Here is a 26213-nt window from a genome sequence, read left to right on the forward strand (position 1 = left end):
GCTAGCCTGCCAGCTAAACTTTGTGCCGGTATCGCGCTTGCGATGCAAACAACAAAAGACGCTTTCAGGAGCATGAAGCTAGTGAGCCAACCGGTAGTACTTATTGCAGACAAGCTCGCCCAGTCCACAGTGGACGCCTTGGGCGATAAAGTAGAGGTCCGTTGGGTAGACGGCCCCAACCGACCCGAACTTCTGGCCGCTGTGGCGGACGCCGACGCACTGTTGGTACGAAGCGCCACCACCGTTGACCGGGAAGTCCTCGAAGCCGCACCCAACCTGAAGATCGTCGGCCGCGCGGGCGTCGGTCTCGACAACGTTGACATCCCCGCCGCAACCGAACGCGGAGTCATGGTGTGCAACGCACCTACCTCCAACATCCACTCCGCATGTGAACACGCAATCGCCTTGCTGCTGTCCACGGCCCGTCAGATCCCCGCAGCAGACAAAACTCTGCGTGAGGGCGAGTGGAAGCGTTCCTCCTTCAATGGAGTCGAAATCTTCGACAAGACTGTCGGCATCGTCGGCTTCGGCCACATCGGCCAGCTGTTCGCCCAGCGTCTTGCTGCATTCGAAACCACCATCATCGCCTACGACCCCTACGCCAACCCCACCCGTGCAGCCCAGCTGGGCGTGGAATTGGTTGAGCTTGAAGAGCTCATGGGTCGTTCGGACTTTGTGACCATTCACCTGCCGAAGACCAAAGAAACCGCAGGCATGTTTGACAAGGACCTCCTGGCGAAGGCCAAGAAGGGTCAGATCATCGTCAACGCAGCACGCGGCGGCCTGGTTGACGAGCAAGCTTTGGCAGACGCTATCACCTCCGGCCACATCCGTGGTGCGGGCTTTGACGTCTACGCAAGCGAGCCCTGCACTGATTCGCCTTTGTTTGCTCTGCCTCAGGTTGTCGTTACTCCGCACCTCGGAGCCTCCACCGTGGAAGCTCAGGACCGCGCAGGTACCGACGTTGCAGATTCTGTGCTGAAGGCTCTGGCTGGCGAATTCGTCGCAGACGCAGTCAACGTTGAAGGTGGCCGCGTGGCCGAAGAAGTCGCGCTGTGGCTTGATCTTGCGCGCAAGCTCGGTCTGGTTGCCGCCGAGGTGCTGGATTCTGCCTGCGACACCATCGAGGTTGAAGCACGCGGTGAGCTCTCCCACGAGCAGGTTGACGCACTGGGTCTGTCCGCTATGCGCGGCGTTTTCAGTGGCATTGTCGACGAGCCCGTCACCTTCGTTAACGCTCCTCGCATTGCGGAAGAGCGCGGCGTCACCCTGAAGGTCAGCACTGCACCCGAGTCCGCTACTCACCGTAGCGTTCTGGAGGTCAAGGCCATTTCTGCTAGCGGCCAGGTTGTATCTGTCATCGGTGCGCTGACCGGGCTTGAGCGCATCGAAAAGATCGTCCGTATCAATGGCCGTGGCTTGGACATGCGCGCCGAAGGCCGCAACCTCTTCCTGCACTACAGCGATGTTCCCGGCATGCTCGGCAAGGTCGGCACCATGCTCGGCGCTTCCGATATCAACATCAACGCGGCTGCACTGTCCCAGGACTCTGATGGTGAGAAGGCCACCTTGATCTTGCGTGTAGACAAGGAAGTTCCGGAGGCTTTGCTCGAGGACATCCGCGCCGATCTTGGTGCCGTTGCCTTCCAGCTTGATCTGGACTAGCCCTAGCCCTTAGCTAGAAATCCCGCCGCCCACCCTTGTGTGGGCGGCGGGATTTGTGCTTTGTGCTGTGTTTTAAGTGATTAGTAGACTGCTCGGTCCGTTTAAACTAGACAAAGTAGTCTCTAGGCGGCTAGGGTGGTTAATGCTTCGCCAAACGGCGTCGTTTTACACACATCCTCCGGCCCCGCAAGCCATGGGGCTCGAGTATCGAGTACAAGGAGCACTCACACTATGTCCCTCACCCCGAACCACCTCCAAGGGCAGCCCCTCGAGCCGATCGACGCGCAGCGTCTGAGCGAACTAGCGCAAAAAAATATTGACAACCCGGAGGGTGGCCGCAAGACCATCCGCACCCACACCGAGGCCGACGGCCAGTTCCGCAACTACACCCAGATTCGCGACCTCAAGCCGGTACTCGTATCGGAGCCCCCAGCACTACTTGGTGACGATAGCGCCCCCAACCCCACCGAGGTCGCCCAGTCGGCCTTGGCCGCGTGCATCTCCGTAGGTATTCAGGCAATCGCAACCCATCGCGGCGTCACCCTGACCAACATCTCCATTGATATTGAAGGCGATATCGACATCTCTCCGACCTGGGGCGTGGGCGACCTGGGTGAGCACAAGCGACCGGGTGTATCCGACGTGAGGGTGAAGGTGACGCTCGAGGGGGATGCTGATCGCGAGACGCTGCAAAAGATCCACGATGATGCGATCGCCTGGTCGCCCGTGGTGAATACATACACCCGTCCCGCCACTCTGACCTCCGAACTGGTATAAGCCATGGCACAGCTGAGTACTAAGGTCGCGCGGCGCCTGGACGACAGTAAACCGGCTCTTTTAGACACGGTGGGTGACCGTGCTGCGGCCGTTGATAAAGGAGAGCTCTCGGCGTACTACATTTTCGAGGAGCTCGCCGCCCGGCACGGCTTTGCGTCCAGCAGTCTGGCTGCCCGCGCTCAACTGCTGTTTGATCTTGCAACCAGGGATCTCTCCGTCGCTTTTTCAACCTGGGCTCAGCTGATGACGCTCGAATACTTGCGGCATGGAAATGCCAGCGCTTACATACAACAGCGCATCTCCGAGTTGGAATCTGGTCGTCCCGGTGTCACAGGCATGGCGGCCGCGTTTAAGTACGCCAGTGGCTGCGGCGACATACCGCTCATTGCAGAGCCGCAGCCTGACGGTGCATGGCGAGTCAAGGGGCGTTTGGCCTGGGCGTCAAACCTCTATCCAAACGCGGTGATTATCACGGCGGCGGCTGTCCGGACCGGTATAGAACACGAGTGGGAGGGCTGCGAGCATGCTCGACAGGGCGAGCGTCCGCAGGTGTTGATCTTTGCTGTTGACGCCAATGCACAAGGCGTCACTATTGGCGATGAACTGTCGCTACTTGGATTGAACTCCACGGCAAGTTCCTGGGTCGATATCGACATTAGGGTTAGGAAGGAACAGGTTCTGAGCTTCGATTTCTGCGATTTTGTCGCCGCCGTGCGCCCCACTTTTTTGCTGTTGCAGGTGGCCGAGTGCCTGGGAGTTGCGCAGGCCGCACTCGACGGCGCTGCGCCGCGTTTTGTGGGCGTCAACCAATCCCTAGGGTGTGAATACCGCACCGTTGTTGAATCCTTAACGCGTGCGCGGCGTCATCATTCCGAATTGATCTCCGAGGTCGAGTTGGGTGCTTCTGTAAGTAAGGTGGACTTGCTGACGCTGCGTTTAGAGGCCGCAGAGCTGGCTACCCAGGCTAGCCGCTTGGAAACTCGAGTGGCTGGCGGTGCGGGGTATGCGCGGTTTAGCCCGGCATCGCGCCGGATGCGGGAGGCTGCGTTCCTGCCCGTGCAGTCGCCTTCTGAGGCGCAACTGCGTTGGGAGCTGGCTCGTGCAGAGGCGGCCGAGGTGTCAGAGTTGTTTTCGCAACTGCTGTTGTCTAGCGGTGATCACTCTAGGGGGAGCAGGTAGTGTTGATTGCCATGGATACGGTCACGGGTCAGCAACTGCGAGCTTCGGTGGGTAGCTTCCCCTCTGGTGTCACTGTGGTTACCGGCGTTGATTCTTCGGGTAGAGACCATGGGCTGACTGTCAGTGCTTTTTGTTCGCTGTCTCTGGAACCTGCGATGGTGCTGGTGAGCATTGATAGTCGCTCGCAGACCCTTGGCAAGCTTGAACCTGGCCAGGCCGTGGGGGTGAGTGTGTTGTCCGAGGATCAGCTTCAGATCGCAACCCAATTCGCTCGTCATGTGCCCGATCGCTTCGCTGGTGTCGAGGTGGAACGCCACGGGGGTGTGGCGTTTATTGCTGGCGCTGCGGCGTGGTTCTTGGGCACCGTTGAGAGCTGGCTGCCGGGGGGAGATCACACAATCATTACTATCCGCGTCAATGATTGTGGGCATGATGACGCCGTGTTTCCTCTGCGTTACATGCGGGGAAAGCTTGAAACGTGGGGTGGGGGATCGGGCAGTCGCCCCTGAGGTGGGGGTGTTGGTCGGTGGGGCTGCTACTATAATTGCATTAGTTCCATGTAGTGGGAAAGGTATTCCGCAAGATGAAAATTGCAGTTATTGGTGGGGACGGTATCGGCCCCGAGGTTACCGCAGAGGCGTTGAAAGTCCTGCAGGCAGTCCGCGACGACATCACCACGACCGACTTCGACCTTGGCGCTCGCCGCTACCTGCGCAACGGCGAACTACTCACCGATGCTGACATTGAAGTTCTACGCGAACATGATGCCATTCTGCTTGGCGCCATCGGCGCTCCGGGGGCAGTGCCGCCCGGGGTTTTGGAACGTGGACTTCTGCTCAAGATGCGCTTTGCTCTCGACCACCACGTGAACCTCCGCCCCTCTAAGCTGTACCCCACCGCGACCAGCCCCCTGGCCAACCCTGGAGAGATCGACTTCATCGTTGTTCGTGAAGGGACCGAGGGACTGTACTGCGGAAACGGCGGCACCCTGCGTGAAGGCACGCCACATGAGGTCGCTTCGGAAGTCAGCCAAAACACCCGCTTTGGCGTTGAACGGGTTGTTCGCGACGCGTTCGAGCGCGCGCAGGCCCGCCGCAAGCACCTCACCCTAGTTCACAAGACCAACGTTCTGGTCAACGCGGGTTCACTGTGGCAGCGTACGGTCAACGAGGTCGCCCAAGAGTTTCCAGAAGTCACCGTCGACTACAACCACATCGACGCTGCAACGATCTACATGGTCACCGACCCAGCCCGCTACGACGTCATCGTCACTGACAACCTTTTCGGTGACATCCTCACCGACCTGGCTGGTGCAGTAACCGGCGGTATCGGCCTCGCCGCCAGCGGCAATATTGACGCCACCGGAACAAACCCGTCGATGTTCGAGCCCGTCCACGGCTCCGCGCCTGATATTGTCGGCCAGGGCATCGCCGACCCCACGGCAGCCATCCTGTCAGCCGCAATGATGCTTCGCCACCTCGGTGACGAAGACAACGCCCGGCGCATCGAAGAAGCAGTAGCCGAGGACGTCGCCGGGCGTGGCGATAGCCCCATTCGTACGGTTGAGGTGGGGGACCGTATCGCTAACGCGATCCGTGGCGGGGCCCAGCGATAGCGAACGTCTGTCTTTGTTGCTTGGTGAGCCTTATGTTGCATGCGCGCCACAGGATAAAGTGATTAGCATTGTTATCCAGATGCGCTAGTTGCCTTAGACACACCAGGCAGGAGGATACTTAAACATGAAGGGCGTCAAGGTCTCCGAGGTTGACATTGCTTTTTTAGGCCACCGTTTGGAAGGCGCGCGGACAGTCCGTTTTTTCGTATCCTTCCTTATCGACACCGCACCTGCTGTGTCCCGTAGAGAGTTCAACCAGGCGCCATTAGGGTTGGGTGCTAGCACCCACATGGTCGTCACACCACGCACGAAAGACGGCGAGATCTCAGAGGATTCTCCCGCAGGTCGCTCGGCTGCGCACACCACCACCGTCAAAAGCTATTGGGTTCAGCCTTTGGCCAGTGACAGTCGCAACTGGCTGAGTGAAATCACAGAATGGGCCTCCCGCCAGCACTTTAACGAAGGCCGGGTGGTGCACTACGCCGTTTATGTCGGTTCTGCGGCAGATGACCGGGACACACGTGTAGAAAGCACGATCGACGCCCCGGACCTTCTTCTATTGCACCAAAGTGCCTGCTAAAACCGCACGGAATAGCCCACAAGGTCGCTAGAATCGCCATGTATGAGCGTCGAATTAGAAGAAGTACGCGGTTTTCTTGCAGGAATCGAGCCCTTCGCGCATCTTCCCCAGCAGGAGCTTGAGGGCCTCCCCAGCCGGATGACGATGCGCTACGCACGCCGGGGCGACATCGTGGTGAAACAGGGCGAGGTCAACTCCACCCTCTACATCATCCGCAGCGGCGCGATCGACATTGCTGGTGATGAAGGAATCCTGCTTGACCGACGCGATGCTGGGCGAACCTTCGGGTACTCCACCTTGGCCATCGGCACCCACCCTGCGGCGCCCTCCCGCTACGACATGATCGCCGTGGAAGACACTCTATTGCTGTGCCTACCAGCTGAGGTTGTCACAGAATTGGCCGAACGCCATCCCGACCTTGCCCGCTATTACTCTGGCCAATCCGCCCGCATCAAAGCCGCTGCGGAAGAACTACGCCACCACTCTTCAAGCGAGATCCTGCGCACGAGGGTGGGCGATTTTATGACGTCCGCTCCAGCCCACGTCGATACCAACGCCACTATTCAGCAAGCTGCTCACACCATGGAGCAAAACAAAGTGTCCTCTCTCCTTGTGATGGACGGTGGCACACTCGTAGGCATCGTGACCGACCGTGACATGCGTGGCCGCGTTGTCGCTTGCGCCTTCGACGTCAACACCCCCGTAAACGCCATCATGACGCCGCGTCCGCTCACGGCAGCACCGGACACCCTAGCGTTCGAAGCGATGCTGCTCATGGCCGAACACCGAATCCATCACCTACCCATCAGCGATGGTCAAGGCGGAGTCTGCGGAATTGTCGCCACTGCAGACATCATGCGTTTGCTGCAGGATGACCCCATTTACCTCACGGCGGATCTCAACCAACGCAGTACTCCCGAAGAACTACGTGAAACCTACCAATCCGCCGGAAAGGTTGCTGCGCGCTTTATCGAACGAGGTGCCAGTGCCGAGGAAGTTACCGGCCTACTCACCGTCGCCGCCGACGCGCTCGCCGGACGGCTGCTCACGCTCGCAGAAGAACAGCTAGGCCAGCCACCGGTGCCCTACGCCTTTGTGGTTTTGGGAAGCCAAGGCCGCCGGGGAATGGGGCTTGCGTCAGATCAAGACAACGCCATCATTTTGGGCGACGACTATGACCCAAGCAACCCCCAGCACGTTGACTACTTTTCTGAATTGAGCCAATGCGTATGCACCGGGCTCGACGTAGCCGGCCAAGTACTGTGCCCCGGGGACATGATGGCTAGTAATCCCGAATGGCGAAAAACCACCAGCGAATGGGATCGCACCTTTCACCAGTGGATCACAGCGCCCGAACCCGATGCACTGCTCAATGCACAGGTGTTCTTCGACATGCGTGCCATCCACGGTGACCGCGAACTAGCAGAGCGGGTGCACAGTTACGCCGTCAGTACTGCCAAAAATGCGCGCCGCTTCCATGCCCACCTGGCAGCTCTGGCCGCGCGACGCGAGCCGCCCCTGGGCTTTTTCCGCGGTCTCGTCGTTGAACGCGGGGGCGATTACGCCAACACGCTCGACGTCAAAAAAGGTGGTATTGCGGGCATCGTGCAGATGGCCCGATTGTTCGCCCTGGCCAGCGGTAGTGAAGAAGTTGGCACCCGGCAGCGTCTCGCCGCAGCCGCTGGAGACTCAGTGTCCGAGCGTGGCGCGTCGGACCTAACCGATGCCTTCGACTTCCTTAACTCCATCGTGTTGCGCCACCAAGCAACGCACATCCGTGCGGGGCAAGACCCGGATTATCATATTGATCCGCAGTCGTTGGGGCGTCTTGATCGTGACCACCTCCGCGATGCTTTCCGCATCATCAAATCCATGCAAGACGCGCTAGCAACCAAGTTCCCGGTGAGGAACATCTGATGGCAGGCTGGCTAAAACAACTGATCACGGGCGACACCACCCGCCCAACCTCTGCGATGCGCGCTGCCTCAACGGGAGCTCTCCGCCAGTTTTACGAGGCCGGAACCCCCGCGGCGTCAACACCGTCCGAGCAACTGCGCCTGCTCGCCGTCGACGTCGAAACCGGGGGCCTCGACCCCCACAAACACCCCCTGTTATCCATTGGATGGGTTCCCATTAACGGTCGGGAGATTGACCTGTCTGGGGCCGGATATTATGTCCTCAACGATGGTAATGACGCCGCGGGGGTCGGAGAGTCAGCCACCATCCACGGACTCACAGACGATGCTGTGGCGGCAGGCGCTGACCCACAGCAGGCACTCACGGCGTTACTAAAAGCTCTCAGCGGGCGGGTGATGTTGGCGCATTTTAAAAACATCGAGCAAGGGTTTTTGTCACACGCTTGTCGGCGTTACTTTGGTGCGGCGCTGCATGTTCCCATCGTCGATACCTTCGCCCTTGAGCGCAGACATATGGAAAAAATGGGTACCTATCCACGCGGCGAAGACCTCCGGCTTGCACGAATCCGGGGGAGGTATGACTTACCCTATTATCCGAGCCATAATGCCCTCACGGATGCTCTGGCCTGCGCAGAACTCTATTTAGCCCTTGATGTATCCACGGGCGCTATCCTCAAGCAGCTGCTAAACCCCTGAATAAAGTTGTACACTACTGTTTCATGCGTTACGGACGAATTGCGACACCAGACGGAATGACCTTTTGTGTAGTGGAAGGGGAGGGTGACTCCATCCGCTACAAAGCCATCGAAGGGCACCCTTTTAGCGAATCGGTATACACCGGCAAAGAGTACGGTGCGGAGGAAGCACGCGTGTTGGCTCCCATGCTGCCCTCCAAGATAGTAGCGATCGGCCGCAACTACGCCGACCACGTCGCTGAGGTGTTCAAAAAGAGCGCTGAGTCCCTGCCTCCGACAATGTTCCTGAAGCCCCCGACGGCTGTTGTTGGCCCCGAGGCTCCCATCAAAATCCCGGACTTCGCCACCCGCGTCGAGTTCGAAGGCGAGCTCGCTCTGGTCATCAGTCGCCCCTGCAAAAAGGTCAAGGCGGAAGACTGGAAGTCCGTCGTGCTGGGCTACACCATCATGAACGATGTGTCTTCCCGCGACCTTCAGTTCGCTGACGGCCAGTGGGCGCGTGCGAAGGGCATTGATACTTTCGCCCCGATGGGCCCGTTTATCGTCACCGACCTTGATTCCATCGACCTGGACAACCTGCCTATCAAGGCGTACCTGACTCACGAGGGCAACACTGAGCTGAAGCAGGATTCGAATTCGGATCAGATGATCTTGTCGATCGGCGAGATTATTGAGCGCATCACCGAGTCCATGACTCTCCTGCCTGGTGACGTCGTGTCTACCGGATCTCCGGCAGGTACCGCGCCGATGGTGCCGGGTGACTACATCCGCATCGAGATCCCGGGTGTCGGCACCCTGGGTAACCCGGTCGAGCGCGCCTAAGAGGTGGTTTAGACGCCGAGGGCGCGGCCAATCGTGCGAAGCTTAGCTTCCGCCTCCGCAACCTCGGCGTCAGGCGACGATGCGGCGACAATGCCGCCTCCCGCCCACGCGCGTGCACTCAAGCAATCGGGTGCGACCTCCGCGCAACGAATCGCTACCATGTATTCGCCATCGCCCTGGCTATCGCACCAACCGACCGCGCCGGCATAAAAACCACGATCGAAGGGTTCTAAGTGGGCGATCTGCTCATAGGCATCTGAGGTGGGGGTACCGCAGATCGCGGGCGTCGGGTGCACAGCCATCGCGAGCTCTAATGCTGTCGTCGAGCCGTCCCGCAACCTGCCCGTGATGGGCGTAGCCAAATGCCACATCTCTCGGGTGGCAGTGACCTCCGGCTTTTCCGGGATGCTGAGCTCGCAGAACGGGGCCAAGGACTGCCTGAGGCTCTTTACCACAAAAGCGTGCTCGGCCAGATCCTTAGCTGAAGACAGCAGCGCGTCGCGGCGTCGTAAATCTTCCTGACTGTCTTCGCTGCGGGGCAGGGAACCCGCTAGGGGATACGCGGACACAACGCGCCCGTGGCGCCGAACCAGCACCTCCGGCGAACAGCCAACAAGCATGCCACCGCCAGCCGGAGACAAATCAGCAATAAAACCATTGCCGTGCAAAGATCCATCGATAAGGCGAGCGGCGATCAGCAGGGGATCAGTGGGGGAGTCGAAGCGATAATCCACCGCACGCGCCAAAACAACCTTGTCTAGGGCAGCGTCTGAACGCAGTACATCGACCGCTTGGGCGACTAGCGCGGCGTGCTGATCAGCAGAAGGCGTCGTGTCCACCGTATGCGCGCTGGGAGCCGGCCCCCGATAATGCTGGTGCGGGTGGAGCTTGGTAGCCTCGCGTCGGATCACCTCGGGCACAGTCAGGGCTGCAGCCGCGCCACCAGCTCCTGCTGGGAGGAAAGGCAGCGCCCCCACCACCATCTCCACCCGGGAACTCTTCAGCGCATCCACCGCTGCCGAAGGATCCGTGAACGTCTCTACAGACCCCTGCGTGAGCACCGAACCAGTGGAACGGGAGAGCAAAAAATCCGGAGCCGTTGAAGGGCGATCCGGAAAAAGAGAAGCCATGTGGGAGACGAGAGCAGAAGTCACAACTAGCCGATTCTAGCAGCCAGGTAAGATAGAGCCTTATGTCTGACGTTCGCGTACGCTTTTGCCCCTCACCCACCGGAACACCCCACGTTGGGATGGTGCGCACCGCGCTATTCAACTGGGCTTACGCCCGCCACACCGGCGGCAAACTGATCTTCCGCATCGAAGACACCGATGCAGAACGAGACTCCGAAGAGTCCTACCAAGCAATCATTGACTCGCTGAAATGGTTGCACATGGACTGGGACGAAGGCGTCGAAAAGGGCGGCCCCAACGAGCCTTATCGTCAGAGCCAGCGCATGGACATTTACCTCGACGTGTTGGAAAAGCTTAAGGTAGCAGGGGAGATCTATCCCGCCTACTCCACGGCCGAAGAGGTCAAGCAGCGCCACATCGACGCCGGCCGCGACCCGCAACTGGGTTACGATAATTTCGACCGCGACCTCACCGAAGAGCAGATCGCAGCGTTCGAAGCGGAAGGGCGTAAACCTGTGTGGCGTCTACGGATGCCGAACAAGGTGTGGAAGTGGAACGACCTCGTGCGTGGCGAGATCGAGTTCAAGCCCGAGACTCAGCCTGACTACGTTGTGGCCCGTTCCAACGGTGCCCCGCTGTACACCCTCGTCAACCCAGTGGACGACGCGCTGATGGGCATTACCCATGTTCTGCGTGGTGAAGACCTTCTGCCCTCCACCCCGCGCCAGTTGGCGCTTTACGAAGCCCTGATCCGCATCGGTGTCGCGGAACGCACCCCGGAGTTTGGTCACTTGCCCTTCGTGATGGGTGAGGGCAACAAGAAGTTGTCCAAGCGTGACCCGCAGTCCAACCTGTTCAATCACCGTGATGCGGGCATCATCCCCGAAGGCATGCTCAACTACCTGGCGCTCCTCGGATGGTCCCTGTCCAAGGACCAGGACATCTTCAGCATCGATGAGCTTGTCGCGAACTTCGACGTGGCCGACGTATTGGGTAACCCTGCGCGCTTTGATCAGAAGAAGCTCGAAGCGATCAACGCCGATCACATCCGCTTGCTGGAACTCGATGACTTCACCACACGCCTGCGTACCTACCTGGAGGAGTACAAGGACTTCCCCGCTGATTACCCGGCGGACAAATTCGCTTTTGCGGCAGAGCAGGTGCAGACACGCATCAAGAAGCTCGAAGACGCATGGGGCTTGTTGAAGTTCCTCGTCACTGCAGATGAGGACATCAAGCTGGATGACAAGGCGGCGAAGAAGAATCTCAACGATGACGCCGTGCAGCCACTGACCGAAGCCATCAACGTTCTTGAAGGCGTTGACGACTTCACCACTGACGCCATCGAAAAGGCCCTCTCAGCCAAGCTGATCGAGGAGCTTGAGCTGAAGCCGCGTAAGGCCTACGGCGCACTCCGAGTGGCCGTATCCGGCGAAGCTATCTCACCCCCACTGTTTGAGTCCATGGAACTGCTGGGCAAAGAATCGACGCTCAACCGTCTGCGATCCTGTTTGGCCCAAACCCCGTGGGGGAGCGAGTCTGCGCAAGGCTAGGTCTACACCCTCACAGTTTTAATCACGTGGCCTGCTGATTTGCAGGCGCGTGTTTGCTGTGGTTATATTATTCCTCGTTGCTTACGCGGCCGACTCAGATCGCGAAAGTAAACGATGGCCTATGGTGTAATTGGCAACACTACGGTTTCTGGTACCGTCATTCTTGGTTCGAGTCCAGGTAGGCCAGCTGCAGTTTCTACTGCTAACGCTAGCCCCGTTCGTCTAGCGGCCTAGGACGCCGGCCTCTCACGCCGGTAACACGGGTTCAAATCCCGTACGGGGTACGAAATACAGCGCCTCACCCACATAGTTGGGTGAGGCGCTGTTGCGTATCTGCCTGAGTTCAGACGGGCACCAGGGCGCTATGATGACAGAATGCTTGACCCTTCCCGCATTCCACGCGTCCTCGAAGAACTGCGCGACACCTGGGAAGGGCAGCCAAGACTCTCCCTTCCTGCACTATTCGGAGCGCTCGAACTGCGCGGCATCGGTTGGACATCTACAGATGAAGAACTCATTCAAGCCCTCCAAGACCTACGTGCCACCTACCCCTCACGCATCAGCCAGATAGAACCCGGCACCTGTGTGCGCGTGCAAACCGACGGCAGTGTTGTCTACATCGACCATCGCGACGTCATTACCCTGCCTGGAGGTGAGGTACGGCCATCTGTGTGGCACTACGCCTCGATTGACGTTTGCGAAGTGGGGCGGCCGCTGCGCCTCACCACCGCCGATGGGGTAAATGCGCGGTTGGGAGTAGTCGAGGCACTCAACCCAATGACGATCCCTCGTGCCGGGCTATCGCTGAATTCGACTGAAGGGGCAGCACAGCCGCAACCGTGGTTCGCCGCCGATATCGACCCCCATGGGGTGCGTCTACTCATCGACATAGAAAGCGAAGATTCGCATCCGCACGCAGCGCCGTCTGCTGCGGAAACCACCTCCGACAGGAGCATCGGTGACGCTAGGGATCAGGCGCGGGAGTGTCGGTGCATGCTGGGACACGATATTCATACCTGGGTACAGGGTCGGCGCGAAACCCAGCACGCGTCGCGCGGTTGGGATCGCATTGGGCCGGTGGCGCTGAACCGGTTGGTTATCGTGGACGGTCGCAGCCTGGGTCGGGCACGGGCAGTGTGGGTGTTGCCGCAGTTCAGCGACCTTATTTGGTAAAGATCGCTGCGCTCTATATAGTTGATCTTCGTCGCATAGAGCGCATATGCCCCGTTCGTCTAGCGGCCTAGGACGCCGGCCTCTCACGCCGGTAACACGGGTTCAAATCCCGTACGGGGTACAAAAATAATCCCGGAGTTTTACAGGCTCCGGGATTTGCTATGTCGTCAGCTACTGGGCCGGCGGCTGATAGTCGGTGAAGTCGTCAATCAGCGCTGTGGTCCCCATTGCTGGGTCATCGTCGCCGTCGGCGGTGTAGTGCAGCTCGATGAACAACGACTGGATGTCGTCGTCCTTGGCCTTAGCTGGCAAGTGTGCGGCTACATCGCTGAGCGCCAGCGTGGCGGCAATACGGCCAAGCCCACCGACGTGCGCAGGCTGGACAAGGGTGCCGTCGTAGTGGTGCCGGGCTTCGACGGGTTCGAGGCCCACGTGGGCAAAGACTTCATTGAGGTGAACTACGAAGGGGAAAGCGCGCGTATCACCGACGGCAAGGTCGACTTCTCATAAAACCCTGGGGCTGAGTTTTAGAGCATGGCTTGGGTGATCGCCTCGGATGCGCTGACCAACGTTGGGCCGAAGCGCTTGCCTGGGGTGTCGCCCAAACGCTCTGCAGGGCCTGAAATGGATAAGGCAGCAATAAGTTTGTCCTCAAAGAACACAGGTACCGACACGCTGGCTAGACCCGGTTCGCGTTCGCTGATCGACTCTGCCCATCCTTTAGAGACCACCCCGCTAAGTTCTTCGGTGCTAAACGGGGCTTGCGGTAGTACTGCTTCGCGCAGTGTTTCATCGCCGAAGGCTACAAAGACCTTCGCAGCGCTACCGGCTCGCAGCGTCATCCTCGTACCCACAGGGACAGTGTTTTGCAACCCGGTTTTGGGCTCCATGCTGGCGACACAAATACGTTGAAGCCCTGTCTGGCGGTAGAGCTGCACGGATTCTTTGGTGTCGTCGAGCACCGTGCTCATGATGTGTTCCGCGACGTCAAGAAGCCTGTCCTGTTGCAAACCCGCCAGTTGTTCTGCGCGCGGACCGATTGCCCATTGGTTGCTGCTTGTGCGCCACAAGAGACGGTGTGCTTCTAACGCGGTGGCTAGTCGGTGTGTGGTTGCGCGGGGGAGTCCGGTGGCTTCCGAGAGTTCCCCTAAAGAGCGCGGTTTGGTGGCAATTGCTTCCATGATCAGCACGGCGCGGTCAAGGACTTTGATGCCGCTGACGTCCTCGGGGGTGGAGCGGGTGCCCTTGCTTCGTGTTGTTTCGCCCTCTGCGTTATACTGTCCCATACAGTGATATTAACATCTCGCATTGTGGGAAGCTATCTTGTGAGTTACTCACGCGAGATCGGATAAGGAGACGACGAATTATGACCGCAGTCAGCCAGCCCCTGACTATGGCAGAAAAGGTGTGGAACGACCACATCGTCGCGCACGGTAGCAACGGCGAACCGGACCTCATCTACATCGACCTCCACCTGCTCCATGAGGTCACATCACCGCAGGCTTTCGATGGCCTCCGTCTCGCCGGACGCAGCGTTCGGCGGCCCGACCTGACCATCGCAACCGAAGATCACAACGTCCCCACTGAAGGTATCAAAACCGGGGCCATCACCGAGATTAAGGACATGATTTCTCGGCTGCAGGTGGAAACACTGCGTAAAAACTGTGAAGAATTCGGTGTGCGTATCCACCCGATGGGCGACTTAGACCAAGGTATCGTCCACGTAGTCGGCCCCCAGCTGGGACTCACGCAGCCCGGTATGACGGTGGTGTGCGGCGACTCCCACACCGCGACCCACGGCGCATTCGGGTCTATCGCCTTCGGCATCGGTACTTCCGAAGTCGAGCATGTTCTAGCCACCCAAACCCTGCCGCTCAAGCCCTTCAAAACCATGGCTATTAACGTCTCGGGCGAACTGCAGCCCGGCGTGACAGCCAAAGACCTCATTCTGGCCATCATCGCCAAGATCGGTACCGGTGGCGGGCAAGGTCACATCATCGAATACCGCGGTGAGGCCATCGAAAAGCTGTCGATGGAAGCCCGCATGACCATCTGCAACATGTCGATCGAAGCGGGCGCCCGTGCCGGCATGATCGCCCCCGACGAGACCACCTTCAATTATCTCAAAGGCCGCCCCCACGCGCCGACTGGGCAAGACTGGGACGATGCTGTAGCTTATTGGCGGAGCTTGCGCACAGACGATGACGCCGTGTTCGACACGGTGGTCGACATCGACGCCAGCAGCCTCACCCCCTTTGTTACTTGGGGAACCAACCCCGGACAAGGCCTGCCGCTGGGTGCGGCCATCCCCAGCCCCGAGGACTTCACCAACGACGCAGACAAAGCCGCGGCACAAAAGGCACTGAATTACATGGATCTCACGCCGGGTACCAAGCTGCGTGATATCAAGATCGACGCAGTATTCGTAGGCTCCTGCACCAACGGACGTATCGAGGATATTCGCGCAGTTGCGGAAATTCTCGATGGGCGCAGCATCCATCCCGATGTACGCATGATGGTGGTTCCTGGTTCTGCGCGTGTTAGCCAGCAGGCCCAGGAAGAGGGCCTCGACCAGATCATCACCAAAGCTGGGGCTCAGTGGCGCCAACCGGGATGCTCGATGTGCCTAGGCATGAACCCCGATCAGCTGTCCCCGGGCGAGCGCAGCGCGTCGACCTCAAACCGTAACTTCGAAGGACGCCAGGGCAAAGGCGGTCGCACCCACCTTGTGTCACCTCAGGTAGCTGCCGCTACGGCCATCGTCGGAACGCTAGCCAGCCCCGCAGACATTTAGACAGCTAGCAGAGAGTTAAAGGTCATGGAAAAATTTAGTATTCACATCGGTGCTGGTGTTCCACTGCGCCACTCCAACGTCGACACCGACCAGATTATCCCCGCCCAATACCTGAAGCGTGTGACGCGCACTGGATTCGAAGACGGGCTGTTTTCAGGATGGCGCAACGATCCTGATTTCGTACTCAACCAGAACGGCTACCGCGAGGGCTCTGTGCTGGTCGCAGGGCCGGATTTCGGTACTGGTTCTTCCCGCGAGCACGCAGTCTGGGCGCTCATGGATTATGGCTTCCGCGTGGTGTTTTCCTCCCGCTTCGCCGACATTTTCCGCGGCAACGCGGGCAAGGCAGGTCTGCTTGCCGCCCAAATGAGCCAGGATGACATTGAAACGCTGTGGAAGCTACTGGAACAAACCCCGGGTCTTGAGCTCAGCGTTGATCTTAACGAGCGCCTAGTGACGGCTGGTGGAGTCATCCTCCCCTTCGATGTTGACGACTACACACGTTGGCGTCTGCTCGAAGGCCTCGACGACATTGGGCTTACCCTGCGCAAGGAAGAGGCCATCGCTTCTTTTGAAGCCCAGCGTCCAGCGTTTAAACCAGTCACCCTCTAGCCACTGCGGACCTTAGGCTCTCGGGCATGTGGTGCTGCCGGGGCTATTTCACCGGCAGCGGGGATTCAATATAGTCGGCAGCAACCAGGCTGCCCTTGTGGAAATCAAGCACCCACACGGAGGCTTTTTTCGCGCTCGCGCCACGCAAGGATTCATCGAGGCTGCCTAAAAGCTCCGGGATAACCAGCCCCTGGGAACACACCACTGTGGTGCCGCCGGAGCTGACGATTGTCGACAGCGCTTTGGTTGCTGCCCGGGGGTCTGTGGCATAGGTGTCGTCATCGAAGGCTGGCTCAATTGTGAGGTCCATCATCGTTGCCATGGCGAAGGGGCGGATGGTCGTCATGCATCGATCCGGGCTTGCTGTATACAAGCCCGTCGGATTGTATACGTCCAGCACTCGAACTAGAGCGTCGGCCTGGCGGCGTCCTTTTTTATCCAGTGGGCGCATCGAATCGTCCCCGGTCCAGGTACGGCGAGGGTGTGCATGTGCGTGGCGTACCAACAATACGCGCGCATCGACGGGGTGGGCGGTGCGCTTTACAGCGCGTTCGATGATGTCTTTATCCATCGGGTAGCTGACCCTGGCGGTGGCTTCCTCCGGGGACAGCCACAGTAGCTGATCGCATTCATTGTTGGGCTCGAATTCGCCCTCGGGTGCGTCCGCAGTGAAGTAGTAGACCACTTTGGTGCGCTTGCCCAGGGGATAGCTGACATGGCCGAGTAACCCTCCGAGGGTAACGTCAAACCCGGTTTCTTCCTTGATTTCCCTCACTGCGGTTTCGGGTAGCGACTCACCGGGGTCGACTTTGCCTTTGGGTAAAGACCAGTCGTCGTATCGGGGACGGTGTACTACAGCGACGCGTCCCTGTCTGAACAGCACCGCTCCTGCGGCGAAAACTGGCTTGGTGAATAGTTGCGCGGGGTGCGCGGGAATCACGTTGAGAGGGGCGAGTGAATCAGTGCTGTGTGTAGCTTGCATACCACAAACTTACCGCCTATTCGGGTAGTTTCGTCTGTATGGATACCCACATGTCTTCTCCCACGGTTGCTGTTATGGGGGCTGGTTCCTGGGGAACCACGCTGTCGAAGGTTTTCGCGGACGCAGGTTCCAGCGTGCGTTTGTGGTCCCGGCGCGCGGATGCTGCGCGTAGCATCCAGATCACGCGGGAAAATCATGATTACCTGCCTGGTTTGATTCTGCCTTTTGGTATTTCGGCTACTGCGGATGCGGCGCAGGCTTTGGATGGTGCGGATATCGTGGTACTTGCGGTTCCTAGCCAGACGCTGCGCGGTAACTTGGCCCAGTGGCGGGATTTGATTGGCTCGGATGCGTCGATTGTGTCTTTGGCTAAGGGCATCGAAAAGGGGACGGGTAAGCGGATGAGCGAGGTTATTGCTGACGTCGCGGGGGTTGATGCTCAACGTATTGCGGTGTTGTCTGGGCCAAACCTTGCTCGCGAGGTTGCGTTGGAGCAGCCTGCGGCGACGGTGATTGCGTGCCCTGATCAGCAGCGTGCTGAGTTTATTCAGAATGCGGTTGCAGCTCCGTATTTTCGTCCCTATACCAACCCGGATGTGGTTGGCTGTGAGATCGGTGGTGCGTGTAAGAACGTTATTGCTTTGGCCTGTGGCATGGCTAGTGGCCAGGGGTTGGGGGAGAACACTGTGGCGTCGTTGATGACGCGTGGGCTTGCGGAGATTACGCGTTTGGGTGAGGCGTTGGGGGCCGATGCGCGGACGTTCGCGGGGCTTGCTGGTGTGGGTGACTTGATTGCTACCTGTTCGTCTCCGTTGTCGCGCAATCGTAGTTTCGGTGTGCGTTTGGGCAAGGGGGATACGTTGGAGCAGGCGGCTCATGCAACACACGGTCAGGTGGCGGAGGGTGTGACTAGTTCGCGTTCTGTGTATGAGCTGGCTGTGGAACATGGTGTGGAGATGCCTATCACCCGCGCGGTGTTTGATGTGTGCCACAACGGCTTGGCGGTAGCCGACATGGTCGGCGCGCTCATGGGGCGCTCTAAGAAAGCAGAGTAGCGGGGGGTAGAGTAGTTGGTCGTGACTGAGCAATCCGCTAAGAATTCTTCCGCACCCATCCGAGTAGCGATCATTTATGGTGGTCGCAGTTCGGAGCACTCTGTATCCTGCGTGACCGCCGGTGCGATTATGAGCCACCTTGACCCTGACGCCTATGAGGTTTTCCCCGTGGGTATTACCCGCGAGGGTGTGTGGACGGTGGGGCAGCGCGACGTCACCAAATTGGTGGTTGATGGGCGCACGTTGCCCGAGGTAGAGCTCACTGAGGCGATTACTTTGGCGCTCGACCCCGTGCACAAGGGGCAGTTCACAACCTCTGACGGGCAGCTGCTATTCGAGGCGGACGTGGTATTCCCCTGCCTGCATGGCCCCTTCGGTGAAGACGGCACGATCCAGGGCCTGTTCGAGCTATCCGGTGTGGCCTATGTTGGGCCCGGTGTGCTCGCATCGGCTGCCTGCATGGACAAGGAATACACGAAGAAGATTCTGGGTGCCGCGGGTCTTGCGATCGGCCGCGAACACATCCTCTACCCAGGCGACAGCACAGACTTGGGCCAGCAACTGCGGGAAGAACTCGGGCTCCCGGTGTTTGTGAAGCCCGCCCGTGGTGGTTCCTCCATCGGTATCTCTCGTGTCACCTCCTGGGAGAATTTCGATGACGCCGTGACGCTAGCCCGCGAACACGACGCGAAGGTCATCATAGAATCGGAAATCATCGGCGACGAAGTAGAAGTAGGTGTTCTTGAACTTCCTGACGGCCGTGTCATCGCATCCGTACCCGCGCAATTGCAGGGAACAGATGAAGGGGAAGAAGGTTTCTACGATTTCGACACCAAATACCTCGACAACGTAGTTGCGCCGCTAATTCCCGCCCCAATCGGCGAAGAAGCAACATCACAACTGAAAAACCAGGCCATCACAGCGTTCCGCGCTCTCGGCTGCCGTGGACTCAGTCGCGTGGACTTCTTCCTCACTGACAACGGGCCCGTCGTCAACGAGGTCAACACCATGCCCGGATTCACCCCGATCTCCATGTACCCGCAGGTGCTTCAAGCCAGCGGCTACAGCTACCAGCAGCTACTCGACATACTGATCGAGCGAGCACTGAGCACTAACTAACTCACTCCAGCCGAATCCAGCCCTAGCAAGGCCAGCCCCGCGCAACCCCCGCCTCTACAAACCTGGGGCCAGCGTAGAGGACTAAGGGCTAGGGCTGGGGCTGTTCGGGCAGATTCTTCGCAATCGCATTCGATAAAGGCGTCAACACTTCGGTACCAAGAGCTTGCGGTAAATTAACAGCCACAACCTCCTGATAACCCAACCCATACAACGTCGACGCAGTCGTACCGTTGCCCAACGTGCTGTCCTCCAGCCACGCGACGTCATTAACCTGCTGCAACGCAGCACCGGGCTCATAGGCTTGGGGGAGCGCCACACCACAACGCACCACGACCGGCTCTCGGCCCTCAGCCACCCACGCAGCCATCGTCCTATCAGCAACCCCAGGGCCCACCTCGGAGGCATCCAACACACGCAACGTGTAACCATGCACCTGCGGCAGGGCCGCCATCAAACCACGGCATTGTCGCGACAGCACCTCGGCCCCATCTCCGGAAGGATCAAGAGTTGACAAAGCCACCGGATGCGGATCAGCCGCAGGCCCATCACCACTACCAACCTGCTCAAGCAACTCAGACACAGCAGAATCCGCATCTTGATCCGCCGTCACAGCCACAACAGGGGTAGAACCCACCCGATACCACGTCGACAACGTCGACCCAGGGGTCTCATCCCCGACACGCATCCACCCGTCATCCACCACACTCAGCGCACTAAACTGCGCAGGAGCATCAACACCACACCGCAACGTCACCCGCTGCTGGGAACTCTTCGCCCACGCAGCAGCACCCTCCGGCGCAGGATCCACAAGATCGACCGCCCGAAAACTCCCAACCTTCGACGGCAGGCGCTCAAGAAGATCAGAACACTGCTGGCTGGACGCCTCTGGAGCATCAATAATAGACAAAGCCACCGGAGCCTGAGCATCAGACAACGCCAGATGACGCCCCACCCCGATAACACCAGCGACCAAACCCACAGCCAACACCAACGATACGATCGAACCGTTGACCACCACACGCGACGACGAATCCATGGGCGTCATACTAGTGTTAAACCCCTATGAATACCGCACCCACTCCCGCCACGCTATCCAGTGTCGGCGAAAGAGCAGCTATCGACGCCATGCTGGAGCACATGCCCAGCAGCAGAAACGGTGATGACGCCGCGGTCCTGCCGGTTCTCGCACCGAACTCGCGCACCGTCGTATCCACCGACACCCTCGTCGAAGGTCGCCACTTCCGCCTCGACTGGTCCACCCCCTATGACGTCGGCGTGAAAGCAATCACCCAAAACTTCGCCGACATCGAAGCGATGGGCGCACGCCCCATCGCCGCATTACTGGCCATCAGCGCGCCGGGCACAACGGAACTGTCCGTTCTCACGGAACTAGCGCGCGGCGTCGGCGACAGCGTGGAACGCTACAGTGCACAGACCGTCGGCGGCGACCTTTGCTCGGCAGACAGCATCATTATCGGGGTGACAGCCATCGGAGTGATCGGGGGGAGCATGTCCGCCCTCACCCTCGACGGCGCACGCCCGGGGCAGCGACTGGTGGCAGCAGGAAGGATCGGATACTCGGCAGCGGGTCTAGCGTTACTGAATTACTTCGGCCCCGATGAGCTACCGCTGGGATTCGATGCACTCATCGACGCTCACTGCGCCCCCACCATTCCCATCGGCCGTGGCGTCGTGGCACGCGCAACCGGTGCTACCGCTATGACTGACAACTCAGACGGACTTGTCCACGACCTGAACACCATGGCCGAGCGCAGTGGCGTGTACATCGATCTCAGCCGCCAAGCGATCGCTCCGGACGCCCTGATGATTGCGGCCGGGCGGGCCGTCGGCACCGACCCCTGGGAGTGGGTGCTGCACGGTGGGGAGGATCACACGCTGCTCGCCTGCATCAATAAATCCACCCCCTCGGGGTTCCGCACCATCGGAAAAATCCTCAGTACGCAGAACAATCAACAAGCGCAAACACACGCGCACAGTCGCATCACCCTGGATTCGCAACCCGTCCAGCCCCACGGTTGGGATAGCTTCGCATGACCACCGCCGACTGCTACCACGGGTGCGACTACACAGAAGCAGCACTGCTGGCCCCCGTCGACCACAGTTGGCTTGATGCCGGCCTACAACCGGAAGCGCTCCGCGACGTCATCAATCACCTTGCCCAGGACACGCGCACGATCCATCCGAACCCCGAGAACGTCCTCCGAGCGCTCAGCATGCCCGTCGCCGAAGTCAGAGTGCTCATCCTTGGGCAAGACCCGTACCCCACGCCAGGACACGCAGTCGGATTGAGCTTTGCCAGCGACGCACCCCGACTGCCCCGAAGCCTCGCCAACATTTACAAAGAACTGCATGACGACACAGCGACCACCCGAACCACCGGCAACCTCGATGATTGGGTAGACCAAGGCGTGCTGCTGCTCAACACAACACTGACCGTGGCCTCCGGGCAAGCGGGTTCCCACAGTCGCATCGGGTGGAAGAAGTTCACGGACACCATCATCGGCATCGTCGACCGTCCCGGTGTGGTGGCCCTGGCATGGGGTGCACACGCGGCACACGCACTCGCCGACTGCCAGCACATGGAGGTTATCGCCAGCGCCCACCCCTCGCCACTATCCGCACGCAGGGGTTTCTTCGGCTCCCGCCCCTTCAGTCGAGCCAATGAGGCCTTGATCGCAGCCGGCCGCCAACCCATCAACTGGTAGAATTTCAACCTATGGATTCAAAGGTTACGGGGGCGTCTGCGGATTCCCCCTATCCGACCGCCCTTGACGGCGCCGGCGTGTATCGCTGGGCATGCGTAGCAGCTGCCGCGCTAGGGGAGCACAGGGCGGAAATCAACGCCATGAATGTCTTTCCCGTCCCCGATTCCGATACCGGATCCAACATGGCACACACCATGGCGGCGGCGGTGGAAGAAGTTCACCGACGTTTCGGGCCCGACCCCGACGTAGAATCCCTCACCCTTGATGACGTCGCGGGGGCACTGGCGGCAGGATCCGTGCGCGGCGCGCGCGGCAACTCCGGGGTTGTGCTCAGCCAAGTGTGGCGGGGGATAGCCGAAGCAACCGCAGGTGGTCGAGTAGATGGCAACACCATCAGCCGCGCTCTTACCCTCGCTCGAGCCATGGTCGACCGGGCTATCGCGGACCCCGTCGAAGGGACCGTCATCACCGTGCTGCGCTCCGCAGCAGTCGCCGCCGAAGACGCCGTCAATCACCAGGCGCCCCTGTATGACGTCGTCCAGCAGGCCACAACAGCCGCAAAAACAGCATTGCAAAATACCCCCTCGCAACTCAGTGCCCTGCGCGAAGCAGGGGTGGTAGACGCAGGTGGTGCAGGCTTCGTCGTGCTGCTATCCAGCCTGCTGTCCTACCTCGAAGGCACACCGGTTGAAACGCATCCGACAATTGTCGATGACCTAGCCAACCAGCCAGAAATGGAGGTCATGGCGTACCTGGAATCGACTGGTGAGCGGCAGATCGACCTTGACGCCCTGCGTACAGCACTCGAAGGCATGGGCAACAGCCTCATCATCGCCCCCGAAGGCCACGCCGCCCAGACCCACATTCACACAACCCAACCAGGCGAGGTCGTGGAACTGCTCTACACCAGCGCCCCCATCGTCAGCGGCCTGAGGCTCGAAGTGCTGCCCCCAGCTCCCGCGACGTCACAACCCGAACGCGTCCTGGTGGCCGTGGTGCCCGAAGGGCCCCTCGTGAACCTCTTCGAGGACGCAGGCGTGCGCGTGCTCAGCCCCAGCAACAACACCAGCCCCACTGCCACCTTCAACGAAGACGCCGTCAATGCCTTCGCCGCATCCCTACGGGCAGAAGCCGCCACAGAAGTCGTCCTCATCCCCAACGGTGTGCTCAGCCGCCGCGACTTGATCTCCGCAGAACTCGCGTGCACAGCCGCCGGCAAAACACTGAGCATCGTCCACAGTGACTGCCCCGTCCGCGGAATCGCCGCCCTCGCCGTCCACGACCCCGCATCCCCCTTCGCCGTCGACTGCTTCAGCATGGGCGACGCAGCCTCCAGCATGCGGGTCGCACGCATCGTCGATAACACCACCCCCAACACCTACGCATCCTACGCAGACTGGCAATACGGAGCCTTCAACGCACGTGTCTTCGACGACGCACCACTAGCCACCGCAACCACCGTCCAACAATGCCTCCTAGACACCTGCACCCACATGCTCCAACGTGGCGGCGAACTAGTGACCCTCCTACAGGGCGAACCCTTCCTAGACGACAATGACGTCGCTGAACTTCAGCAACAACTCAACCACGCGCGCGACGGACTCGACGTCGGCGACATCTCTGTCGTCAGCGTCCACGCCGAGGGGATCCGCCCACTGGTTGAAATCGGGGTCGAATAATGCTTGGCTGGCACGACGATCGCCCACTCGGCAGCATCATCCCACCCAAACAAGCCGCCAAGCTCGACTTCGACAACGTCTACGAACTACTGACCTACTATCCGCGCGCCTGGGCATCCCACGGCAGCGGAGTAGACATTGACGCCGCGAACGACGGTGACGTCGTCACTTTCGTCGGCACCATCGCACGGGCACAATCCGGCTACACCTCCGCCGGAAAATTCATGCACCGGGTCGACGTTGACGTCCAGTCACCCCTAGGGGCACGAAGCATCAACGCCACCTTCTTCCAAGCACGCCTGCCCGCCAAACAACTCACACAAGGCGCCCGCGTGATGATGTCCGGAAAAGTAAAATTCTTCCGCGGCAACCCCCAAGTCTCACACCCCACCTACGTCGTCATCACCGACCCAGACGCACACACCACCACACCCCGCCGACGCACCACCGGTGGAGGGGGCCTGACACAGCTCAGCGACTACGGATCCCCCGAACAACTCCAAGAACTCATGGAATCCCTGGACTACCTCGCCATCTACCCCGCGCGCAAAGGCACAACCTCCTGGGCCATCCTCGGAGCAGTCAACGCCGTCCTCCAAGCCACACCACCCATACGCGAACCACTCGGCGACACACCAGAAGACCTCCCCAGCTTTGACGAGGCAATCCGCGGCATCCACCAACCAGACCACCGCGGCCCACGCCCCTTCGTCGACCGCATTAAGTACAACGAAGCCCTCGCCCTCGCCCTCGTCATGGCACTGCGCCGAGCGGACACCGCCCACCGCACAGCACCCCCATGCCCACCCACACCAGAGCCCTCATGGCAGCAACTCACAGCAAGCCTGCCATTCGAGCAAACCAGCGGCCAACGCGATGTCATCGCTGACATCTCCCGCGACCTCAGCAGCACCCACCCCATGAGCCGACTACTACAAGGAGAAGTTGGCTCGGGTAAAACACTGGTCGCCCTGGCTGCCATGCTCCAAGTCGTCGACGCCGGAAAGCAATGCGCCTTCCTCGCCCCCACCGAAGTACTCGCGGTCCAACACGCACGCGGCATCACCAACATGCTCGGCCGCGCGGGGCTGGGAACTTCTGTGGTGTGCCTGACCGGCTCCATGAGCACCGCCGCCAAACGCGACGCCCTGCTATCGATCATCTCCGGGCAGGCCGACATTGTCGTTGGCACCCACGCGCTCATTCAAGACAGCGTCGAATTTTTCGAGCTGGGGCTCGTGATCGTCGACGAGCAGCATCGCTTCGGTGTCCAACAGCGCGATCGTCTGCGGCACACCGGTAGCGATGTCATACCCCACCTGCTGGTCATGACCGCCACCCCCATTCCCCGCACCATCGCGATGACAACATTCGGCGACTTGGACGTCTCCACACTCACCCAGCTACCCGGCGGGCGTAAACCCATCACCAGCGTCGTTGTGCCCGAAGAAAAACCCGCGTGGGTGGCGCGCGCCTGGGAACGCATTCGTGAAGAAGTCAACGCAGGCCACCAAGCGTATGTAGTGTGCCCGCGCATCGAAGGCGACGGTGGGGTAGAGGCCGTTGCCCTCATGCTCGGACAACAGATTTTCCCGGACCTGCGGGTGGCAGCACTCCACGGGCGCATGCACCCAGAAGACAAAGATGCTGTGATGGCATCCTTCGGTCGAGGTGATATTGATGTGCTGGTGTCAACCACCGTCATCGAAGTTGGCATCGACGTGCCCAATGCCACCGTGATGTACATCCGCGAGGCCGATAATTTTGGGGTATCACAGTTGCATCAGTTGCGGGGACGCGTCGGGCGTGGCGGGCACGCGTCATTGTGCTTGCTGCACACCCACCAGCCGATCGACAGTGATTCCTATACCCGGTTGAGCGACATCGCCGCCACCAGTGACGGTTTTAAACTTGCCGAACTTGATCTGCGCTCCCGTCACGAGGGCGACGTGTTGGGTACCGTCCAGTCCGGAAAAACGAAGTCCGTCAAGCTGCTGTCGTTGATTGATGACGCCGCGTTGATTGAACGCGCAAACCGTGACGCGGCGTCATTGGTGGAAAAAAATATTGAGCTTGCCCGCCGCTTAGTCAGTGATATTGAAGTGGACGCGCGCGAGTTCATCGATAAGAGTTAGACTTTA

24 protein-coding genes and 3 tRNA genes are annotated in these 26213 nt (G+C 59.8%); 22 read left to right on the forward strand and 5 right to left on the reverse strand.

Features of this window, described 5'->3' with window-relative positions:
- Window positions 1–72: 72 nt before the first annotated feature.
- The 9 genes from serA to CARG_RS03990 all read left to right on the forward strand — a co-directional run bounded on the left by serA (window position 73) and on the right by CARG_RS03990 (window position 9249).
- Window positions 73–1665: a phosphoglycerate dehydrogenase gene (serA, locus tag CARG_RS03950; protein ID WP_020976113.1), complete on the forward strand. Its 1593-nt coding sequence runs from the start codon at window positions 73–75 to the stop codon at window positions 1663–1665.
- Between the two features lie 231 nt (window positions 1666–1896).
- A complete protein-coding gene (locus tag CARG_RS03955; RefSeq protein ID WP_020976114.1) occupies window positions 1897–2442 on the forward strand; it encodes an OsmC family protein in 546 nt (181 codons plus the stop codon).
- A gap of 3 nt (window positions 2443–2445) precedes the next feature.
- A complete protein-coding gene (locus CARG_RS03960; RefSeq protein ID WP_020976115.1) occupies window positions 2446–3621 on the forward strand; it encodes an acyl-CoA dehydrogenase family protein in 1176 nt (391 codons plus the stop codon).
- Between the two features lie 11 nt (window positions 3622–3632).
- Complete coding sequence (locus CARG_RS03965) at window positions 3633–4130, forward strand: flavin reductase family protein (protein ID WP_041747392.1); 498 nt, start codon at window positions 3633–3635, stop codon at window positions 4128–4130.
- A 74-nt stretch (window positions 4131–4204) separates the two neighbouring features.
- Window positions 4205–5236: a 3-isopropylmalate dehydrogenase gene (locus tag CARG_RS03970; protein ID WP_020976117.1), complete on the forward strand. Its 1032-nt coding sequence runs from the start codon at window positions 4205–4207 to the stop codon at window positions 5234–5236.
- A gap of 124 nt (window positions 5237–5360) precedes the next feature.
- Complete coding sequence (locus tag CARG_RS03975) at window positions 5361–5816, forward strand: hypothetical protein (protein WP_020976118.1); 456 nt, start codon at window positions 5361–5363, stop codon at window positions 5814–5816.
- Window positions 5817–5858: 42 nt separating this feature from the next.
- Entirely contained in the window at window positions 5859–7733 is a 1875-nt protein-coding gene (locus tag CARG_RS03980) for a putative nucleotidyltransferase substrate binding domain-containing protein (protein ID WP_020976119.1), read from the forward strand.
- Window positions 7734–7789: 56 nt separating this feature from the next.
- Window positions 7790–8428 (forward strand): exonuclease domain-containing protein, encoded by a 639-nt coding sequence (locus tag CARG_RS03985; protein WP_041747393.1) that lies wholly within the window; start codon window positions 7790–7792, stop codon window positions 8426–8428.
- A 23-nt stretch (window positions 8429–8451) separates the two neighbouring features.
- Window positions 8452–9249, forward strand: coding sequence for a fumarylacetoacetate hydrolase family protein (locus tag CARG_RS03990; protein WP_041746964.1), 798 nt, complete (start codon window positions 8452–8454; stop codon window positions 9247–9249).
- Between the two features lie 8 nt (window positions 9250–9257).
- Here CARG_RS03990 and CARG_RS03995 read toward each other — a convergent pair whose 3' ends face one another.
- Window positions 9258–10379, reverse strand: coding sequence for an isochorismate synthase (locus CARG_RS03995; protein ID WP_041747394.1), 1122 nt, complete (start codon window positions 10377–10379; stop codon window positions 9258–9260).
- A gap of 62 nt (window positions 10380–10441) precedes the next feature.
- Between CARG_RS03995 and gltX the strand changes: the two genes are divergently transcribed.
- The 5 genes from gltX (at window position 10442) to CARG_RS04020 (ending at window position 13226) form a co-directional block, all read left to right on the forward strand.
- Window positions 10442–11932: a glutamate--tRNA ligase gene (gltX, locus tag CARG_RS04000; RefSeq protein WP_020976123.1), complete on the forward strand. Its 1491-nt coding sequence runs from the start codon at window positions 10442–10444 to the stop codon at window positions 11930–11932.
- 115 nt (window positions 11933–12047) lie between these two features.
- Window positions 12048–12119 (forward strand) — tRNA-Gln (locus tag CARG_RS04005).
- A 24-nt stretch (window positions 12120–12143) separates the two neighbouring features.
- Window positions 12144–12216, forward strand: a tRNA-Glu gene (locus tag CARG_RS04010).
- A 91-nt stretch (window positions 12217–12307) separates the two neighbouring features.
- Complete coding sequence (locus CARG_RS09615; protein WP_020976124.1) at window positions 12308–13105, forward strand: hypothetical protein; 798 nt, start codon at window positions 12308–12310, stop codon at window positions 13103–13105.
- Between the two features lie 48 nt (window positions 13106–13153).
- Window positions 13154–13226: transfer RNA gene (locus tag CARG_RS04020), tRNA-Glu, on the forward strand.
- A 50-nt stretch (window positions 13227–13276) separates the two neighbouring features.
- Here the strand turns inward: CARG_RS04020 and CARG_RS10050 are convergent.
- Both CARG_RS10050 and CARG_RS04030 read right to left on the reverse strand, forming a co-directional pair.
- The gene (locus CARG_RS10050) at window positions 13277–13537 is read right to left on the reverse strand and encodes a hypothetical protein (RefSeq protein ID WP_144198538.1); all 261 of its coding nucleotides are present in this window, start codon (window positions 13535–13537) and stop codon (window positions 13277–13279) included.
- 95 nt (window positions 13538–13632) lie between these two features.
- The gene (locus CARG_RS04030; RefSeq protein ID WP_020976127.1) at window positions 13633–14391 is read right to left on the reverse strand and encodes an IclR family transcriptional regulator; all 759 of its coding nucleotides are present in this window, start codon (window positions 14389–14391) and stop codon (window positions 13633–13635) included.
- A gap of 80 nt (window positions 14392–14471) precedes the next feature.
- On the opposite strand from CARG_RS04030, the gene leuC reads away from it, so the two are divergent.
- Both leuC and leuD read left to right on the forward strand, forming a co-directional pair.
- The gene (leuC, locus tag CARG_RS04035; RefSeq protein ID WP_020976128.1) at window positions 14472–15899 is read left to right on the forward strand and encodes a 3-isopropylmalate dehydratase large subunit; all 1428 of its coding nucleotides are present in this window, start codon (window positions 14472–14474) and stop codon (window positions 15897–15899) included.
- Between the two features lie 24 nt (window positions 15900–15923).
- Window positions 15924–16511 (forward strand): 3-isopropylmalate dehydratase small subunit, encoded by a 588-nt coding sequence (gene leuD / locus CARG_RS04040; RefSeq protein ID WP_020976129.1) that lies wholly within the window; start codon window positions 15924–15926, stop codon window positions 16509–16511.
- A 43-nt stretch (window positions 16512–16554) separates the two neighbouring features.
- On the opposite strand, the gene CARG_RS04045 is transcribed toward leuD, so the two are convergent.
- The gene (locus CARG_RS04045) at window positions 16555–17493 is read right to left on the reverse strand and encodes an NUDIX hydrolase (protein WP_020976130.1); all 939 of its coding nucleotides are present in this window, start codon (window positions 17491–17493) and stop codon (window positions 16555–16557) included.
- A gap of 50 nt (window positions 17494–17543) precedes the next feature.
- On the opposite strand from CARG_RS04045, the gene CARG_RS04050 reads away from it, so the two are divergent.
- Together CARG_RS04050 and CARG_RS04055 are read left to right on the forward strand one after the other, a co-directional pair.
- Window positions 17544–18548 (forward strand): NAD(P)H-dependent glycerol-3-phosphate dehydrogenase, encoded by a 1005-nt coding sequence (locus CARG_RS04050; RefSeq protein WP_020976131.1) that lies wholly within the window; start codon window positions 17544–17546, stop codon window positions 18546–18548.
- 15 nt (window positions 18549–18563) lie between these two features.
- Complete coding sequence (locus tag CARG_RS04055; protein WP_041746968.1) at window positions 18564–19667, forward strand: D-alanine--D-alanine ligase family protein; 1104 nt, start codon at window positions 18564–18566, stop codon at window positions 19665–19667.
- Window positions 19668–19755: 88 nt separating this feature from the next.
- On the opposite strand, the gene CARG_RS04060 is transcribed toward CARG_RS04055, so the two are convergent.
- Complete coding sequence (locus tag CARG_RS04060; protein ID WP_169733202.1) at window positions 19756–20703, reverse strand: DUF3515 domain-containing protein; 948 nt, start codon at window positions 20701–20703, stop codon at window positions 19756–19758.
- Window positions 20704–20729: 26 nt separating this feature from the next.
- Between CARG_RS04060 and CARG_RS04065 the strand changes: the two genes are divergently transcribed.
- Genes CARG_RS04065 through CARG_RS04080 form a run of 4 tightly spaced genes read left to right on the forward strand, consistent with a single transcriptional unit; the run spans window position 20730 to window position 26207 of the window.
- Complete coding sequence (locus CARG_RS04065) at window positions 20730–21722, forward strand: thiamine-phosphate kinase (protein ID WP_041746970.1); 993 nt, start codon at window positions 20730–20732, stop codon at window positions 21720–21722.
- A complete protein-coding gene (locus CARG_RS04070; protein WP_020976135.1) occupies window positions 21719–22393 on the forward strand; it encodes a uracil-DNA glycosylase in 675 nt (224 codons plus the stop codon). The genes CARG_RS04065 and CARG_RS04070 overlap by 4 nt, the downstream gene beginning before the upstream one ends.
- An 11-nt stretch (window positions 22394–22404) precedes the next feature.
- On the forward strand, window positions 22405–24072 hold the full coding sequence (locus CARG_RS04075; RefSeq protein ID WP_020976136.1) for a DAK2 domain-containing protein: 1668 nt from the start codon (window positions 22405–22407) through the stop codon (window positions 24070–24072).
- Window positions 24072–26207, forward strand: a complete 2136-nt coding sequence (locus CARG_RS04080; RefSeq protein ID WP_020976137.1) for an ATP-dependent DNA helicase RecG — start codon at window positions 24072–24074, stop codon at window positions 26205–26207. The genes CARG_RS04075 and CARG_RS04080 overlap by 1 nt, the downstream gene beginning before the upstream one ends.
- The last annotated feature ends 6 nt before the right edge of the window (window positions 26208–26213 follow it).

The organism is Corynebacterium argentoratense DSM 44202, from assembly GCF_000590555.1.
GTDB lineage: Bacteria > Actinomycetota > Actinomycetes > Mycobacteriales > Mycobacteriaceae > Corynebacterium > Corynebacterium argentoratense.